Source organism: Aureimonas fodinaquatilis (genome assembly GCF_008369445.1).
Taxonomy (GTDB): Bacteria; Pseudomonadota; Alphaproteobacteria; order Rhizobiales; family Rhizobiaceae; genus Aureimonas; species Aureimonas fodinaquatilis.
Map to the genome: position 1 here is coordinate 1,041,002 of NZ_VTWH01000002.1, position 16,504 is coordinate 1,057,505.

At 55.8% G+C, this 16,504-nt stretch carries 20 protein-coding genes; 13 read left to right on the forward strand and 7 right to left on the reverse strand.

The features are described from left to right. The first annotated feature begins 1 nt into the window (after position 1). The 6 genes from livM to FPY71_RS18760 all read left to right on the forward strand — a co-directional run bounded on the left by livM (position 2) and on the right by FPY71_RS18760 (position 5,100). A complete protein-coding gene (gene livM, locus FPY71_RS11175) occupies positions 2-1,456 on the forward strand; it encodes a high-affinity branched-chain amino acid ABC transporter permease LivM (RefSeq protein WP_149300317.1) in 1,455 nt (484 codons plus the stop codon). A gap of 2 nt (positions 1,457-1,458) precedes the next feature. Beyond that, positions 1,459-2,460 carry an ABC transporter ATP-binding protein gene (locus tag FPY71_RS11180; protein WP_281287494.1) on the forward strand — a complete coding sequence of 334 codons (1,002 nt, stop codon included), beginning with the start codon at positions 1,459-1,461 and terminating at the stop codon, positions 2,458-2,460. Continuing rightward, positions 2,457-3,221, forward strand: coding sequence for an ABC transporter ATP-binding protein (locus tag FPY71_RS11185; protein WP_149300318.1), 765 nt, complete (start codon positions 2,457-2,459; stop codon positions 3,219-3,221). Before FPY71_RS11180 ends, FPY71_RS11185 begins: the two co-directional genes overlap by 4 nt. Continuing rightward, positions 3,221-3,571 carry a DUF6867 family protein gene (locus FPY71_RS11190; protein WP_149300319.1) on the forward strand — a complete coding sequence of 117 codons (351 nt, stop codon included), beginning with the start codon at positions 3,221-3,223 and terminating at the stop codon, positions 3,569-3,571. Before FPY71_RS11185 ends, FPY71_RS11190 begins: the two co-directional genes overlap by 1 nt. A gap of 156 nt (positions 3,572-3,727) precedes the next feature. After that, positions 3,728-4,840, forward strand: coding sequence for a branched-chain amino acid ABC transporter substrate-binding protein (locus FPY71_RS11195; RefSeq protein ID WP_149300320.1), 1,113 nt, complete (start codon positions 3,728-3,730; stop codon positions 4,838-4,840). A gap of 137 nt (positions 4,841-4,977) precedes the next feature. Further along, the gene (locus tag FPY71_RS18760) at positions 4,978-5,100 is read left to right on the forward strand and encodes a hypothetical protein (protein ID WP_281287495.1); all 123 of its coding nucleotides are present in this window, start codon (positions 4,978-4,980) and stop codon (positions 5,098-5,100) included. 136 nt (positions 5,101-5,236) lie between these two features. On the opposite strand, the gene FPY71_RS11205 is transcribed toward FPY71_RS18760, so the two are convergent. After that, positions 5,237-6,040, reverse strand: coding sequence for a citrate/2-methylcitrate synthase (locus FPY71_RS11205; RefSeq protein WP_281287499.1), 804 nt, complete (start codon positions 6,038-6,040; stop codon positions 5,237-5,239). Positions 6,041-6,058: 18 nt separating this feature from the next. Next, positions 6,059-7,513 (reverse strand): xylulokinase, encoded by a 1,455-nt coding sequence (gene xylB, locus FPY71_RS11210; protein WP_149300322.1) that lies wholly within the window; start codon positions 7,511-7,513, stop codon positions 6,059-6,061. A 215-nt stretch (positions 7,514-7,728) separates the two neighbouring features. Between xylB and FPY71_RS11215 the strand changes: the two genes are divergently transcribed. The 4 genes from FPY71_RS11215 (at position 7,729) to FPY71_RS11230 (ending at position 10,250) form a co-directional block, all read left to right on the forward strand. Continuing rightward, complete coding sequence (locus FPY71_RS11215) at positions 7,729-8,292, forward strand: biotin transporter BioY (protein WP_149300323.1); 564 nt, start codon at positions 7,729-7,731, stop codon at positions 8,290-8,292. Further along, on the forward strand, positions 8,289-8,963 hold the full coding sequence (locus FPY71_RS11220) for an energy-coupling factor ABC transporter ATP-binding protein (RefSeq protein WP_149300324.1): 675 nt from the start codon (positions 8,289-8,291) through the stop codon (positions 8,961-8,963). Before FPY71_RS11215 ends, FPY71_RS11220 begins: the two co-directional genes overlap by 4 nt. Then, on the forward strand, positions 8,960-9,547 hold the full coding sequence (locus FPY71_RS11225; protein ID WP_149300325.1) for an energy-coupling factor transporter transmembrane component T family protein: 588 nt from the start codon (positions 8,960-8,962) through the stop codon (positions 9,545-9,547). Before FPY71_RS11220 ends, FPY71_RS11225 begins: the two co-directional genes overlap by 4 nt. Before the next feature lie 97 nt (positions 9,548-9,644). After that, positions 9,645-10,250: an LOG family protein gene (locus FPY71_RS11230; protein ID WP_149300586.1), complete on the forward strand. Its 606-nt coding sequence runs from the start codon at positions 9,645-9,647 to the stop codon at positions 10,248-10,250. 73 nt (positions 10,251-10,323) lie between these two features. Here FPY71_RS11230 and rarD read toward each other — a convergent pair whose 3' ends face one another. From rarD to cysS, 4 genes are all read right to left on the reverse strand, one after another. Further along, complete coding sequence (rarD, locus tag FPY71_RS11235; RefSeq protein WP_149300326.1) at positions 10,324-11,238, reverse strand: EamA family transporter RarD; 915 nt, start codon at positions 11,236-11,238, stop codon at positions 10,324-10,326. Positions 11,239-11,446: 208 nt separating this feature from the next. Continuing rightward, the gene (locus FPY71_RS11240; RefSeq protein ID WP_149300327.1) at positions 11,447-11,911 is read right to left on the reverse strand and encodes a GFA family protein; all 465 of its coding nucleotides are present in this window, start codon (positions 11,909-11,911) and stop codon (positions 11,447-11,449) included. Then, positions 11,901-12,890, reverse strand: a complete 990-nt coding sequence (gene pip, locus FPY71_RS11245) for a prolyl aminopeptidase (protein WP_149300328.1) — start codon at positions 12,888-12,890, stop codon at positions 11,901-11,903. Before pip ends, FPY71_RS11240 begins: the two co-directional genes overlap by 11 nt. After that, on the reverse strand, positions 12,887-14,311 hold the full coding sequence (gene cysS, locus FPY71_RS11250) for a cysteine--tRNA ligase (RefSeq protein WP_149300329.1): 1,425 nt from the start codon (positions 14,309-14,311) through the stop codon (positions 12,887-12,889). The genes pip and cysS overlap by 4 nt, the downstream gene beginning before the upstream one ends. 276 nt (positions 14,312-14,587) lie before the next feature. Between cysS and FPY71_RS11255 the strand changes: the two genes are divergently transcribed. After that, a complete protein-coding gene (locus FPY71_RS11255) occupies positions 14,588-14,770 on the forward strand; it encodes a hypothetical protein (RefSeq protein WP_149300330.1) in 183 nt (60 codons plus the stop codon). Positions 14,771-14,825: 55 nt separating this feature from the next. On the opposite strand, the gene FPY71_RS11260 is transcribed toward FPY71_RS11255, so the two are convergent. Further along, a complete protein-coding gene (locus tag FPY71_RS11260) occupies positions 14,826-15,563 on the reverse strand; it encodes an SOS response-associated peptidase (protein WP_149300331.1) in 738 nt (245 codons plus the stop codon). A gap of 71 nt (positions 15,564-15,634) precedes the next feature. On the opposite strand from FPY71_RS11260, the gene FPY71_RS11265 reads away from it, so the two are divergent. Further along, complete coding sequence (locus FPY71_RS11265) at positions 15,635-16,042, forward strand: NUDIX hydrolase (RefSeq protein ID WP_149300332.1); 408 nt, start codon at positions 15,635-15,637, stop codon at positions 16,040-16,042. Positions 16,043-16,063: 21 nt separating this feature from the next. Continuing rightward, positions 16,064-16,465, forward strand: coding sequence for a TIGR02301 family protein (locus FPY71_RS11270; protein WP_149300333.1), 402 nt, complete (start codon positions 16,064-16,066; stop codon positions 16,463-16,465). The last annotated feature ends 39 nt before the right edge of the window (positions 16,466-16,504 follow it).

Sequence of the window (16,504 nt, forward strand, 5' to 3'; positions counted from 1 at the left end):
TATGTCCACTCTGAACCCGACAAACATCACTGCGGAAGGTGCGGAAATCGAGCAGGAGCGTCTTGCTGACGCGATGCGCGGCGAACCACCTTTCGTCAAAAGCCCGCCCGCCAGAAACAAGTTTGCCAAGGCGCTGAAAGAATCGATCCTGACCGCTGCTGTTGTTGCCGGTCTCGGTCTGTTCTTTCTTCTGCTGCGCACAGACATTGCGCCCGGCGGCCTTGTTCTCTCCTATCGCTGGGAACTGTGGTTCTGGGCGATTGGCCTTGCCTTTGTTGTTCGCTTTCTGCTGAGCATCTTTGTGTTTCAGGTCGAAACTCCGCTTTCAGAACGCTTCGGCACCAGAAGGGCTGCTGGCAAAAACGATTCCAAACTGGGCAAATACCTGGGGTATGCTCTTCTGGCGTTTGCCTTCGTGTTTCCCTTCGTCATCGGCAGCATTCTGCCGGGGCGTGACAGATACATGATCGATCTGGCCATCCTGATCCTGACCTATGTCATGCTGGGCTGGGGCCTGAACATCGTCGTTGGACTTGCTGGCCTCCTGGACCTTGGCTATGTCGCCTTCTATGCCGTTGGCGCCTATTCCTTCGCGCTTCTGGCCAACAATTTCCAGTTGGGCTTCTGGGTCTGCCTGCCAATGGCTGGTCTGTTTGCCGCACTCTGGGGCGTTATGCTTGGCTTCCCGGTGCTGCGCCTGCGCGGTGACTATCTGGCCATTGTGACTCTGGCCTTTGGTGAAATCATTCGCGTCGTTCTGTTGAACTGGGGCGATTTCACAGGTGGTCCAAACGGCTTGCTTGGCATCCCTCGCCCAACATTCTTCGGGCTGGACTTTGGCCGTGGTGAAGGTTCGTTTGCAGACTTCTTCGGCCTTGAGCCATCAACCCTGCACCGTTTCATCTACCTTTACTACATCATCCTGGTGCTGGCTCTGTTCACCAACTTCATCACCATGCGGCTTCGCAAAATGCCAATTGGTCGTGCGTGGGAAGCCTTGCGTGAAGATGAGATTGCATGCCGGGCACTCGGCATCAACACCACAAACGTCAAGCTATCGGCATTTGCCACAGGCGCGATGTTTGGCGGGTTCGCCGGCTCGTTCTTTGCCACTCGTCAGGGCTTCATCTCTCCGGAAAGCTTCACCTTCCTTGAATCTGCCATCATTCTGGCAATCGTGGTTCTGGGTGGTCTGGGTTCACAGATTGGCGTGGTTATCGCCTCTGTCGTGATGATCGGCGGCATTGAGCTCCTGCGCAATCTGACGGTTCTTCAGGCAGTGTTCGGCAGCAATTTCGATCCAACTGAATACCGCATGTTGATCTTTGGTCTGGCAATGGTGGCCATCATGGTCTGGAAGCCGAGAGGACTCATCTCATCCCGCACACCTTCTGCTGTTTACAAAGAAAAGAAGAAGATTGGCGCCGACATGGTGGCCCAAGGTGAGGGACACTGACCATGGCGAACACAAATAGTCAGGTGAATATGGCGGATACCTACCGCTGGACCAGCGATCCTGTTCTGACCGTCGAGCATCTGACGATGCGCTTCGGCGGGTTGATGGCAATCAATGATCTTTCCTTTCAGGTCGGGCGCGGTGATATCACCGCCCTGATCGGCCCGAACGGCGCAGGAAAGACCACGGTTTTCAACTGCGTAACCGGATTTTACAAACCAACTGAAGGCCGCATCACACTTCGTCGTGGACGGGGCATTTCAGATGCAGCCTTGGGCGAACTGACCAAAAGTGGCCGGCAAAGCCTCAAGGCCGACGGTGGTGAGTTGTTCCTTCTGGAACGCATGTCGGACTTCCGCATCACCCACACTGCCGGTGTGGCTCGCACATTCCAGAACATCCGCCTGTTTGGCGGCATGACCGTGTTCGAGAATTTGCTGGTTGCACAGCATAACAAGCTGATGCTCGCTTCCGGCTTCACCTTTGGTGGCTTGATCGGCCTGCCATCCTATCGCCGGGCCAAGGAAAAGGCCCAGGATCTGGCGGTTGACTGGCTGCGCCGCACAGACCTTCTGGACCGTGCTGATGATCCTGCCGCTGATTTGTCTTATGGCGATCAGCGTCGTCTGGAAATTGCCCGGGCCATGTGCACGCATCCGGAACTCCTGTGTCTGGACGAACCTGCCGCTGGCCTTAACCCGCGGGAATCTGCTGAACTGAACGAGCTTCTGCGCTCCATTCGTGATCAGGACGGCGTTTCCATTCTGCTGATCGAGCATGACATGGGCGTGGTGATGGAAATTTCCGACCACATTGTTGTTCTGGATTACGGCAAGAAAATCTCTGACGGAACGCCGGAAACCGTGCGCAATGACCCAAGCGTTATCGCCGCCTATCTTGGCGTGGATGATGAAGAGGTCGAGGCGGTGGGAGAGCATCTTGAGCAGGGCAACATTGATGCCGCAATCAAGGAAGCTGCTGTTGATAAGGGAGCTTCCCGATGAACGCTACGAACCCTACCCTCGCAACTGCCGCCACGACGCAGTCACCGCTGCTGTCGGTCAGGGGTGTTGAAACCTTCTATGGCAAGATCCAGGCACTTCGCGGTGTCGATATGGATGTGTTTGACGGCGAGATCGTCACGCTCATTGGTGCCAATGGTGCCGGCAAATCAACATTGATGATGACGATTTGTGGCAGCCCGCAAGCGCGCAATGGCTCGATCACGTATCGTGGTGAAGAGATCACCCGACTGCCAACTCATGATATCATGAAGCGGCAGATCGCCCAGTCACCCGAAGGCCGCCGGATTTTCGGCCGCATGACGGTGATGGAAAATCTGCAAATGGGAACGACGCTGATCGGTCCGAAGCACTTTGCCGAGGATCTTGAGCGGATGTTCACTTTGTTCCCGCGCTTGAAAGAGCGTGCGGAGCAGCGTGCAGGCACACTTTCAGGTGGTGAGCAGCAGATGCTGGCCATTGCCCGCGCATTGATGAGCCGACCGAAGCTTCTGCTGCTGGACGAACCATCACTCGGCCTGGCCCCGCTGATTGTGAAGCAGATTTTTGAGGCGATCCGGGAGTTGAACCGGACGGAAGGCCTGACAGTGTTTCTTGTCGAACAGAACGCTTTTCACGCCTTGCGGCTGGCACATCGAGGCTATGTGATGGTCAACGGTTCAATCACCATGTCCGGCACCGGCCGTGAATTGCTGGCGCGAGAGGAAATCCGCAGCGCCTATCTTGAAGGCGGGAGGCACTGATGCAGCCGGAAATGACATTTCTGTGGGAAGTTTCCCTGTTTGAGTTCATCCTTGTCACCGTCGTTATCGGCGGTGGCATGGCCTACATGATCGGGCGTTCAACAGCTTTGACCTGGAACGGATGGGGGCTTGTCGCTTTCTATGTTCTGTTGCTAACTATAGCTGTACGTTTCATTCACTTCAGTCTCTTCGACGGAACCTTTTTCCTGCCACTCGACACGGTGGGAACGGCGCTGCACTATGCAGCAATTGATTACGTCGTCCTGTTTGTGCTGGCGGCATTTGGTCGGTGGCGGACAAGAGCGGAACAAAACGCTCGTCAGTATCGATTCTTAAGAAGTCAAGCATAAAATTAATGGTAAGAATTACCGGAAGATTAAATTAACGAAGCCGGTATTTTTTACTTGCAAAACCAAGAATAAATTTTAATCAAAACATATGCCTTGCGATAAAATTTATGGGAGAACGTCGCAAGTGTCATTTGTTAACAAAACGGGAAGGTCATCATGAAGAAAGTACTTTTGGCTGGTGTAGCCCTCAACCTCGTACTTGGCGGTGCAGCTCTGGCTGACATCACCATCGGCGTTGCAGGCCCAATGACTGGCCAGTATGCCACTTTCGGTTCGCAGCTGCGTGCAGGTGCTGAACAGGCGATCAAAGACATCAACGCTGCTGGCGGCGTTAATGGCGAACAGCTTGTTCTTTCGGTTGGTGACGACGCCTGCGATCCTAAGCAGGCCGTAGCTGTGGCCAATCAGTACGCTTCCGAGAACGCGGTATTCGTTGCAGGTCACTTCTGCTCGGGTTCCTCCATTCCAGCCAGCCAGGTCTATGCCGAAGAAGGCATTCTGATGATCTCGCCGGCATCGACCAATCCTGACTTCACCGACAAGCGCCCCGCTGAAGGCATCTACCGCGTCTGCGGTCGTGACGATCAGCAGGGTGAAGTTGCCGGTGCTTACATTGCCGAAAATTTTGGCGATGTGAATGTCGCGATTCTTGACGACAAGTCCGCTTACGGCAAGGGTCTGGCAGCTGAAACCGCTGCCGCTCTGAAGGCTGCGGGCAAAGAGCCAACCGTTGTTGAAGCCTACAGCGCCGGTGAAAAGGACTACACTGCGCTTGTTTCCAAGCTGAAGCAGGCCAATATCGGCCTCGTGTACATTGGCGGCTATCACACAGAAGCTGGTCTGATTGCCCGTCAAATGAAGGAACAGGGCGTTGATGCCGTGATCATGTCTGGCGATGCGATTGTGACGGATGAGTACTGGGCGATTACCGGCGATGCTGGTGAAGGCACGCTCATGACCTTCTCGCCGGATCCACGCAAGAACCCGATTGCTGAGCCAGTTGTGAAGGCAATCGAAGCTGCGGGCAACTCGGCCGAAGGCTATGCACTGTACACCTATGCTGCAATTCAGGCTTGGGCAGATGCAGTTAAGGCAGCCGGCACGACAGACTACGATGCAGTTGTTGAAGCCCTCGACGCAGGCACCTTCCCAACCGTTATCGGCGAGCTGAGCTTCGACGACAAGGGCGACGTTACCCTGCCAGGTTATGTTGTTTACGAGTGGAAGAACGGCAAATACGACTACGTTGAGACCGCTGCTGCACAGTAATACACCGTGCTTCAACCAGTTCATTGCCGGGTAGGCGATGGACTGGGAGAGGTCAGTGTTTCTGCACGTCCCAGTAAATCAGGCCCCGGAAGTGCTTCAACCACTTCCGGGGCTTTCGTTTGTGCGCGGGGCCGGTAGTGGCACTGGCACTGGCACTGGCACTGGCACTGGCACTGGCACTGGCACTGGCACTGGCACTGGACACCAAAGGATCGCACTGGTGCTGGCTGGTAAAGCCATATTCGTTGCAGAGCCCCTGAAAGCCCGCAGAAAGTTAAGTGTAGAAGCGTCGGGATTCATGTCGAGGCGATGACACTAAGCACTTCAAAGCACCTGCCCTTGAGCACAGTATGAAGTCCCTGTTTATAGTGGCTCAATGGCACCGGATGGCTCGGGTTAGGGCATTTCAGCAAACACTTGCTGACCGGCGTCGCTCGCTGAGTTCCGAAGCTGTTTTTGCGGGCAATCAATGCTGTTCAGGCACCGCGAATTGCGGCTCTTCCGTATAGCGATATCCCAGCGAGGGCTAGGGCGGGCCTTTGATCCGGCCGCCCATCTGCGACTGCTGATCAGCATGTGAGAGAATGCAGTGGAACACGAGATGATGAACAGTCCGCGGGCCATTGTCGGATCAAATCCAAGCTCGCCATAAATTGCGGCGGTGATACCATCGATGTTCATCGGCAGGTGCTTGCCCTTTGCGACAGCCAGCCAGCTTTCCACCGAAACGGCAATATCGAGAACCCCCCCGGTGATCTGCCCATGCGTGCGCGCAACGGTTGCCAGTTCAATCAGCCGCGGCGTGCGTGGGTCAATCGGATGAAAGCGATGTCCGAACCCCGTCATGATCTGCCTTGCATCCAGCATCGGCCGCAGCACAGAATCGGTTGCCGTATCAAGCGGTTCACCCTGTTCCATGCGTTCGGAAATCTGGCAATAGACAACCAGTGCGCCTTGCCCCGCGCCGCCATGCACATCATCCAGCACATTGATGGCGGAGGCCATGGCGTTGTTGACACTGCCGCCGCAAGTCATGGCCATTCGGGCAATCGCAATGGATGGTGCCTGCGGGCCATGACCCACCACCTCAACCGGTACCGCTTCCAGCAATTTTGCCTGCTCGCGCGCAGACAATTGGCCGTGCGCCATAGACCAGACAACCGCACCCGCAAGCCCGCCTGGTCGATCTGGTTTTTTGATTTTACGGAGACAAACCTGTCAGAGGCTGAGCTCGCGGATTGGCAGATACGCCGCTGTGTACCGCTGATAGGCTGCGTCAAACTCTTTCGCCCTGTGTGCATCCGGCTCAAAGGTTCTGGCAATAGGCGGTGCGGCCATCAGCTGCGTAGTGTCGGTACCTTCCGCCGCGCACATTGCCAATCTGGCCGCGCCAAAGGCCGCGCCAAAATCTCCGGCTGCCGGCAGCATGATTGTTGTCTGCAACACATCTGCGAGAATTTGCAGCCACAGCGCCGAGCGTGATCCTGCCCCGACGGCGATCAAGCTGTTCAACGCAGCAATACCGCCTCCTGCTTCCGCGCAGTCACGGATGGAAAAGGCCACCCCTTCCATCACCGCACGCGTCAGGTCGGCTTTGCTGGTTTCCGCCGCAAGGCCAATCAGCGCACCACGAACTGCGGCGTCATTGTGCGGAGTTCTCTCACCTGCGAGATACGGCAGGAACAGCACCCGGCTTGGTCCCTGAGGGTCCTGTGGCAGTTCCGCCGTCAATTCTGCGGGCTTTGTGCCCGTAACCGAAGAAAGCCATTCCAGCGATCCGGCGGCTGAAAGAGTGACGCCCATTTTGTGCCAGCGACCGGGCAAGGCGTGGCAGAACGTGTGCACAGCTGTCTCCGGTGCCGGGGAATAGCCATCCGTTGCCGTGAACAGCACGCCGGAAGTGCCCAGGGAAATGAATCCATTTCCAGGCGCGACCACGCCCACGCCACAGGCTGATGCGGCGTTGTCCCCTGCCCCACCTGCGACAACAATGCCAGCAGGCAGACCAAGCTCCTCCGCAAGCGCCTTGCGCAGGTAGCCGCTGGCCTGCGTGCCTTCAACCAGTCGCGGCATATGACCTTCATTCAGTCCCGTGCGCTCCAGCATACGGGCAGACCAGGCCCGCGCCCCTGTGTCCAGCCAGGCTGTTCCGGCGGCGTCGGACATTTCGGACACCGCCTCGCCTGTCAGCCAAAATCTCAGATAATCCTTAGGCAGAAGAACCTTATCCATTTTCGCCAGCGTTTCCGGCTCATGCTCCGCCAGCCAGAGAAGTTTCGGCGCTGTGAATCCTGGAAACACAATATTGCCAGTAATTCTGCGGGCTTCATCATCATCAAGCAAAGCTGCCTGCTTGTGGCTGCGCGTGTCGTTCCACAAAATGCAGGGGCGCAGCGCAGTTCCATCAGCGTCAATCAGTGTCGCGCCGTGCATCTGGCCGGAAAGACCAATGCCCCGAACATTTTGCAGCAGGGTGCTGTGTTCTTTTCTCAACTCGGCAATGGCCGAACGTGCGGCTGCAATCCAGTCATCAGGGTCCTGCTCGGACCAGCCAAAATGCGGGCGCTGCACTTTCAACTCGGCATGGGCGGTGGCCAGCGGGTGCTGGTTTTCATCAATCAGCAATGCCTTTAACGAGGAAGTCCCCAAATCCAAACCCAGATAATAAGCCATTCTATCTCCGGCCCTGCCTATGCCTAACATTCCGGCCAATTGAGCATATTACACCGTCCGGAAAAACCATTTTGCGTCGTACAGCTTAACTAACCACTGATCATTAACGCCGCAGCGCAATTGCTCGATGACGGTTAAACAGGCCAGAGCAATTGGCATTGATCTATAGGAAATATGGCGTTAACTGCCAGAAAAACGTCAGCATGGGAAAAAGCATGTCCACCCGCAACATCGTTCAAATCGCGCTTTTTGCAGCTCTTATGGCAGTGCTCGGAATATTTCCGCCGCTGATGCTGCCAGCCATTGCTATTCCCATCACCGCTCAGTCAATGGGGCCAATGTTGATGGGCGGTATTCTGGGTGCGCGCCGTGGTGGCCTTTCCATGCTGTTGTTCCTCGTCCTCGTGGCAATTGGCCTGCCGCTGCTTTCTGGCGGCCGTGGCGGAATCGGCACCCTTGTTGGCCCATGGTCCGGCTTCATTTACGGCTGGTTTGCCTCTGCCATCTTCATTGGCTGGCTGACAGAGCGGCTGTGGAACAGGTTGAACTTCCCAATTGCCTTTGCAATTGCCGTGGCAGGTGGCATCGGCGTGGTCTATGGCATTGGTGTGCCGTGGTACGCCGTAATGTCTGGAATGGATCTGGCTCCGGCATTTGCAACATCCGCGCTGATTTTCATTCCGGGTGATCTGATCAAGGCCGGGCTCGCAGCGGCCATTATCATCATGGTCAAACGCGCTTATCCTCTGATCCGCCAAAGTGCGATTGCAAGTCGTTGATCGAGCTCGACGATGTCTCTCTCGATCGGTCCGGCAGAAGGGTTCTGACGGACCTGACCTGCCGGATTGAAGAAAGAAGGGTGGGCATTATCGGCGCAAATGGCTCGGGCAAAAGCAGTTTTGCCCGCTTGCTCAATGGACTTCTTTTGCCCACGCAGGGTGCAGTGCGCGTCAACAGCTTTGACACGCGGCAGGAAGGCAAAACCGTTCGTCGCCAGGTGGGATTTCTGTTTCAGAACCCGGACAATCAGATTGTTTATCCCACAGTGGCGGAAGATCTGGCATTCGGCCTGAAAAACCGCGGCATGAGCAAAAGTGAATGCGCAGCCAGGGTGACAAAGGCACTGGCCGAACGCGGCTTGGCCGGCTTTGAAGAAAGGTTGATACACGAACTTTCCGGCGGAGAGCGACAATTGGTTGCGCTTGCCGGAATTCTGGTTCTGGAGCCGGCGCTTCTGGTGCTGGATGAGCCGACGACGCTGTTGGATCTGCCCAACACCAGACGGCTGATGCAAGCACTGGATGAAGTGAGCGCAAAGGTTGTTATGCTGACGCACGATCTGCCGCTGCTGGACAGTTTTGACCGGGTGGTTTGTTTTGCCGATGGCAGGATTGTTGCTGATGGCGAACCGGCCGAGGTGGTCAACTTCTACCGTCAATTATCCGCATGACCCACGGGCTTTATTATCCCGGCACCAGCATGGTGCACCGGCTTGGCGCAGGCTGGAAGTTGTTTCTGCTGGTTGTTTCAGCTCCGCTGCTTTTCCTGACCACGCAGCCATTGGCCATGCTGGCGGCGCTGCTGCTGGTCATTGCACTTTATTTTGCCGCACGCCTGCCCGGCAGAGTGCTTTGGCTTCAACTGCGTGCGCTGTTGCCAGTTATGCTGTTGATAGGGTTGACTCAATTGTACTGGGCAGGCCCTTCCGTCACCGCGGCAGTGGTTTTGCGCCTGTGCGCTTTGCTGCTGGCAGCCAGTCTTGTGACGCTGACAACCCGCGTTTCAGACATGGTGGACACGCTGGATTGGGCGCTGCAACCGCTGAAATTCATGCTGAACCCGGCGAAGGTCAGTCTGGCAATCTCTCTGGCCATTCGCTTCATTCCAATTCTGTCGGCTATATTCAGCGAGGTCAGGGAGGCGCAGAAGGCGCGCGGGCTGGAGCGAAACATCCTGGCTCTGGCGGTGCCGCTTATTCTGCGTATTTTGAAAATGACAGACGAGATTGCTGACGCTATTGATGCCCGAAGCTGAGGCAATTCGTCACTCAGACAATCCTGCACCCAATTTGATAGCGCCATTGCTGATTGTGCGCTTGACTTTAATGGGTGCGATCAACGAACTGGCAGCCATGACATTGATTCAATCTATCTGCGTTTATTGCGGCTCATCCGGCGGGCGTGATGCGTCCTATCTTCAAACAGCACAAGCACTTGGCACGGCAATGGGCCAAGCCGGTATTCGGCTGGTCTATGGTGGGGGCACACGTGGCGTGATGGGCGCTGTGTCCGAGGGCGTCATACATGCCGGCGGTCAGGTCACCGGCATTATTCCGCGCTTCCTTGTCGACAAGGAGGCCGCTGAGCCTGAACTGAAACGGTTAGATGAGTTGATCATCACTGCCGATATGCATGAGCGCAAACACAAGATGTTTGAGCGCTCGGACGCCTTTGTGGCCATGCCAGGTGGCATTGGCACGCTTGAAGAACTGATCGAGATCATGACCTGGGGGCAGTTGGGCCGGCACCGCAAGCCTATTGTCATCGCCAATATCAACGGCTTCTGGAACCCGCTGGCTGCCCTTCTCGACCACATGCGCGAAGAAGGGTTTATCCACACGGCTCATCAGGTGCAGCCGCTGGTCATTGACCGGGTGGAAGATATTATTCCAGCCATTCTGCAGGCAGCAGAGAATGGCAATCGGCATGGTCGGGAAGAAATTATCGAAAAGCTTTGAACTCTTATGATGGGTTCAGCGCAAGGCATTTCGCAACATCTGCGAAATGCCTTTTTTTGATGGTGCAACTCAATCAACCATCATTGTTTTCGACTGCGAGCCTGGTCGTTTTGCGGGAATCAAACATGGACCAGCTATACAGAGCCAGTGCCGTCCATATGAAGCAGAAGGCAATAAGCTGCCAGAAGCCAAAATGCTCGCCGAACACAAACACCGCGGTGAGGACGAGCAAGGTTGGCACCATATATTGCAGAATGCCGATGGTTGAGAGTTTCAACTGCCGCGCGCCGCTGGCAAACAGAATAAGCGGAATGGCGGTTACCGGACCCGACCCTATCAGCAGAAGCGTATCCTGAACGTTATCGCCGAAATGCAGTCCGCCATGGCTTTTGTACCAGACCAGTAAAGTGCACGCTGGAAGAATGAGAATCAGCGTTTCCAGAAAAAATCCCTCGGCGGCTCCGAAGGGCATCATTTTTCGCAGAAGGCCATAAGAGCCAAAGGTCAGCGCCAGACCAAGCGAAATAATCGGCACTCCGCCTGCCATAACCGCCATGACCACGACGCCGACACTGGCCAGCGCAATGGCTGCACCCTGCAAACGGGTTGGCCTTTCTCCCAGAAACACCGCGCCCAGCAGAATGCTGACAAGCGGGTTGATGTAATAGCCAAGCGCCGCCTCCACCGCCTTGTTCACCAGGATGGCGTAAACATAGATGCTCCAGTTTACCGAGATGATGGTTGCGGTCAGCAACGCCATGGCAAGATATCTGGGCGTCAGAAATGTACGCACATTGCTGAACAGGCCAAACCAGATCAAAAGCCCCGCCACGAACGGCACTGCCCAGATGACCCGATTGGCAACAATCTCCAACGCGGGAATATGGGACAGGGCTTTCAGGTAGACCGGCAGCACAAGGCCCCAGATCAAATATGCGCCAATCGCCGCAGTAAGCCCCTTTGAGGATTCAGCGCCATGGGCAGCCATTTCAAACTCACTTGTCCTGAAACACCATAACCAGACGGGCTGTTTCAATATGCTTTTTGTATCATCGCCAAGTCGCAGAGCGCTCTTGCTGCCGCGACCCTATAGATATCTGTGCGCCACGAATATTTCTTTGTGGTGATGGCGCGGATCAAATTGGCTTATGAATGCAGTATAGCGTCCTGCCATGACAGGCTCGCCATACCGCCTGCTACTTCTCATGATCCGGATGCTGGAAAGAAACAATATCGGCCAACCATTCCACGTCCTGGACATCTTCCACGGTTGTGCGCTGCGGCAGTTGGGCAAGACTATCCGTGTAGGGAAGCCTGCCCTCCATCCCGTATTGAATTTCCGGCGCAATCGCAGAAGGATCATCAAAAGCTGCGATTGCCAGAGCGATCTCGTTCGCTGGCTCATATGTCAGCGGTGTGCCGCATTGCGGGCAGAAGCCCCGCTTCACATGATTGGAGGATTGAAATCTGGCAGGCTCAGCTTTGGTCCATTGCACATTTGCTGGCTCCACACTGACCAGAGGCGCAAAAAAATTCCCGAATGCCTTTTGACACATGCGGCAATGGCAAATCGACGCCTTGCCCAGTGCACCCTCAATGCGAAAACGAACCGCACCGCATTGGCACCCACCGGTGTAAAAGGGTCGGTTATCAAGCGTCATGAGAGAGCGCTCCTGATTGGCGCAGATCGGCTGAGAACTCGTTTGTGGCTTCCACAAGACTTTCCAGCGTTCCCGGTTCCGAAAATGCATGCCCTGCATCCTCGACAATTTTCAGCCTGGAACCCGGCCATGCCTTATGCAACTCCCAAGCCGTAACCGGCGGGGTGACCACGTCATAACGCCCCTGCACTATGATGCCCGGAATGCCGGCAAGTTTGCCCGCATCTTCCAGCAACTGAGCCTCGCGAAGCCACAATTTGTGAAAGAAGAAATGGTTTTCGATGCGGGCAAAAGCGATGGTTGCATCTCTGGCGACGCCTTGGTGAACCACAGGTGGACTATGGCGCATGGACACCGTGCGCGCCTCCCAATCCGTCCATGCACGCGCCGCAGCCGCACGGATAGACCGGTCCGGATGAGTGAGCAATGTTCGATAGGACGTTACCGGATCCAGCTGCTCTAATGGCGTCAGTGGCGCCAGAAAATGCTCCCACTCGTGCGGGAATATCCGGCTTGCGCCCTCCTTGTAGAACCAGTCCAGCTCTTGCTGCCGGCCGGTAAAGACGCCGCGCAAAATCAACCCGCTGACATGGGCCGGATGCGCCTGCGCGTAGGCGAGCGCCAGGGTAGCGCCCCACGAGCCGCCAAAAACCAGCCAACGCTCTGTTTGCGTGAACTGACGAAGCCGCTCTATATCCGCAACGAGATCTTGTGTGGTGTTGCCCTCCAACTGCCCAAGCGGCAGAGAGCGCCCGCAACCGCGCTGATCAAAAAGCAAAATACGATACAGTTCGGGATCGAACAGACGGCGATGCACCGGGCCAGACCCACTGCCCGGACCCCCATGCAGAAATACCACCGGAATGCCGTTCGGATTGCCACACAGTTCCCAGTAGAGACTGTGGCCTCCGCCGACATCCAGCAGCCCGGCATTGTAGGGCTCAATTGCCGGATAAAGCACCGCCGCCCTGTCCTTCATCTGCGAATTTCCCAATTGGTTATACGCTCACCCGTGACCGGGTCTTTGCCGTCCTTCAACTGAATACCCTGCACCGCCAGCTCATCACGAATGACATCAGCACCAGCAAAATCCTTCACTTTTAGTAGATTGAGCCTTTCCTCTATTCGCGCAAGATGCTCTTCGCTGATTGTCTGGGTGCGAATGGCATCAATGCCAATCAATTGCAGACTGGCCATGGCTTCACCAACCTGACCAAGATCGAACAGTTCATGAATTCGGGCAATGGCTTGCGACAGGGACAAATCGTCCTTGAGCGCTTCCACAAATATCGGATCAGGGGTTGCTACGTTCAGGCCTGACTCTCCGGCCCGGGCCAGACGTTCCCACCGATCCAGCTCGCGTGCCGCCTCCTCAAGTCTGGCTACTGTGAAATCCAGCGGCTCGCGGTAGTGCGTCTTCAGCATTGCCAGCCTCACCACCTCTCCCGGCCAGCTTCGCCCACCGACATTGCTGGTTTCCAGCAAATCGTGAATGGTGATGAAATTGCCCTCCGACTTTGACATTTTGCGGCCTTCAACTTGCAGAAAGCCATTGTGCAGCCAGATTTGCGCCATGCGGATTGTGCCATGGGCACAGCAGGACTGGGCAATTTCATTTTCATGATGTGGGAAGATCAGGTCCAATCCGCCACCGTGAATATCAAACTCGGCACCAAGATGCTTTTCACTCATGGCAGAACACTCAATGTGCCAGCCGGGACGCCCCACACCTTCAATGCCGGCTGGAGATGGCCAACCTGGTTCGCCGGCCGTTGAAGGCTTCCACAGCACAAAATCCGTCGGGTCTTTCTTGTAACTGGCAACCTCCACACGTGCGCCCGCAATCATATCATCCAGCGAGCGACGTGAAAGCTGGCCATATTCGGCCATGGATGGCGTGTGAAACAGAACATTGCCGTCAGCAACATAGGCGTGGCCCTTTTCGACCAGCACCTCGATCATCGCCTTCATGGCCTCGATATGATCTGTGGCCCGCGGCTCGACCGTGGGTGGCAAATTGCCCAATGCCGCAACATCTTTGTGAAACTGCTGCGTGGTTGCAGCCGTAACCTGGGCAATAGCCGCATTTAAAGCAAGCGCTGGAAAATCCCTCGCCGCGCGGGCGTTGATCTTGTCATCAACGTCGGTGATGTTGCGGGCGTAGGTCACGTGGTTCTGGCCATAGAGATGGCGCAACACACGAAACAGCACGTCAAACACAATCACCGGGCGGGCGTTGCCGATATGCGCGTTGTCATAGACGGTCGGTCCACAGACATACATTCTGACCCGCTTGTCATTCGCAGAAAGGCTCGCATCCGCCCAGTCCAGCGGGCGAAACTCTTCTTTTGTGCGCGTCAGTGTGTTTGTCAGTCTGAGACCCTTGTATCCGTCTTCCATCACGCCTTATCTCCATTGGACAAGGCGTTTGCTAGCCGCATTTGGCGGCAAATACAAACAATTCGCAAAGAAACCTGCGCAAATTTAAATCGAATTAATATTGTATCGCGTTGCTTTGCTGCACCTGCGAAAAGCCTTGCGATCACGTATTGTTTCACTACTTTTACTATTTGTTAGGTGTAATTCATACTATTTTAAAGCGATTTGCCGTTAAGTGGACGTATTCTGCTGCGATGTTGCCCCTCGAACTTAAATTCTGCACATGGAATTGACCGCATGAACAAGACCCAACACACGCCATTCCGTTCCCAGCGCGACCGCCAGCAGGAAGTTGATTTGCTGAAGAAGTATCGCGGTATTGGCATTGCCGCCGTGGCTGCTGCCGGTCAGAAAGTGACCCGCAACCTGCCGCAACTGCGCGGGCAGGCTTCCAAGCACAGTGCCGAGAGCATGGATTGATCCCAGCGGCATCCAAGCATGAAGTGGCGGGGCAAATGCGCCCCGGACAACCAGCCTAGTCAAAATCAAATGACGTCTGGTGTGTTTGAGACTTCTGCGGTCTTGCGACCGGGCGTTGAACCTCTGGCGACATATTGGCGACAGAGTTGACCAGATCTGACACTGGCACGCACTCGAACATCCCGCTGTCTGGTCGCTGAAAAACATCTTCGACATCTGACGGGCGAAATTCCCGGCAGTTCAACCATCTGTCTACATCATCTCCACGCAATGGCACCGGCGCTCTGGGGTGGATTTTTCTCAAATCGCCCGAAGCCGGCCGGGTTAGAATCGCTCCGGTGTCAATTTCACTTCCATCTGCGCCCAACCAGCTTTCCATGACACCGGCAAAGGCGACAGGCTTTCCATCCGCAGGCTTGATGAAATAAGGGGTGGATTGGCCGTCTGAGCCCTTATGCCATTCATAGAACCCGCTGGCCGGCACCAGGCACCGGCGATAGTGCATCGCAGCCTTAAAAGAGTTGCGCGTTGCAGCGGTTTCACATCGGGCGTTGAACAGCAATGGCAGCCCGGACAAATCCTTGCACCAACCGGGAATCAGCCCCCAGCGCACCAACATTCCGTGGCGTCCGGCACAATGAGCATCCGGTCTGTCATCAGACCCGCCAATGATGATTTGAATCGGCTGCCCCGGCGCAATATTGTACCGCGGCGGAAAATCGTCCAGATGCTCAATCTCGAAGAGTCTGGCGAGTTCAATGCTGGAATGAGTCAGGGTAAAACGTCCACACATATATCAGTGTTTCGGACGGCGCGGCTGTTGCGTCAAGTCACGGCCAGCGCAATGGAGGAGTTATCAACGCAATGTCAGACGCGCCCGTTCTGTGTGTTTCTGCCTGTATTTTAATGGGCGACAAGGTGCTGCTGGTCCGCCGCGCAAACGCACCCGCTGCCGGAAAATACAGCCTTCCCGGCGGCAGGGTGGAACCGGGTGAAACCTTGCTGCAAGCGGTGGGGCGCGAGATAGCTGAGGAAACAGGTCTGACCGAGGTTCACCTGACATTTCTGTGCCACCACGAGGTTATCAGCCCCGGGCGGCATTTTGTTATTGCGGTGTTTTGTGGTGCGGCCAGCGCGGAGCCAGTTGCTGGAGATGATGCGACAGAGGCATTTTTCGCGACCATGGAAGAGGTTGCAACTCTGCAAAACGCGGGACAGACGACAGATGGTCTGATGCAGGTGATTCAACAAGCCGCACTTGCAAAGTTATGAACCGCCGGGCAAACCTGCACCATGCTGTTTCGCGTTACCAGACCCCTCCGGATTCTGCTTTTAGGCCTTGCGCTGTCTGTGGCTGCTGCGCCGGTGCACGCCCAGGACTTACCACCCGCGCAGGCCGCCTACATGAAGCCGTTGGGCCGGTTGGCCACCATTCTGGGTTCATTGCATTATTTACGAAAGCTGTGCGGCGCGGATGATGCCAACCAGTGGCGCGACCGCATGAACGAACTGATGGCCGCACAAAAACCCTCGGAGGCCGAGCGCCGCATTTTGACAGCGCGATTCAACAATGGCTATCGTGGATTTGAAGCTTCCTACCGAAGCTGCACGCCAGCCGCAGAGGTGGCGATGCAGCGTTACCTTGAAGAAGGCGCGGTGCTTTCAGGCCAAATTGCCTCGCGCTTTGGCAATTGAGTCATGCGATCCTGACACAAAAACTGTCTAATTTAACGT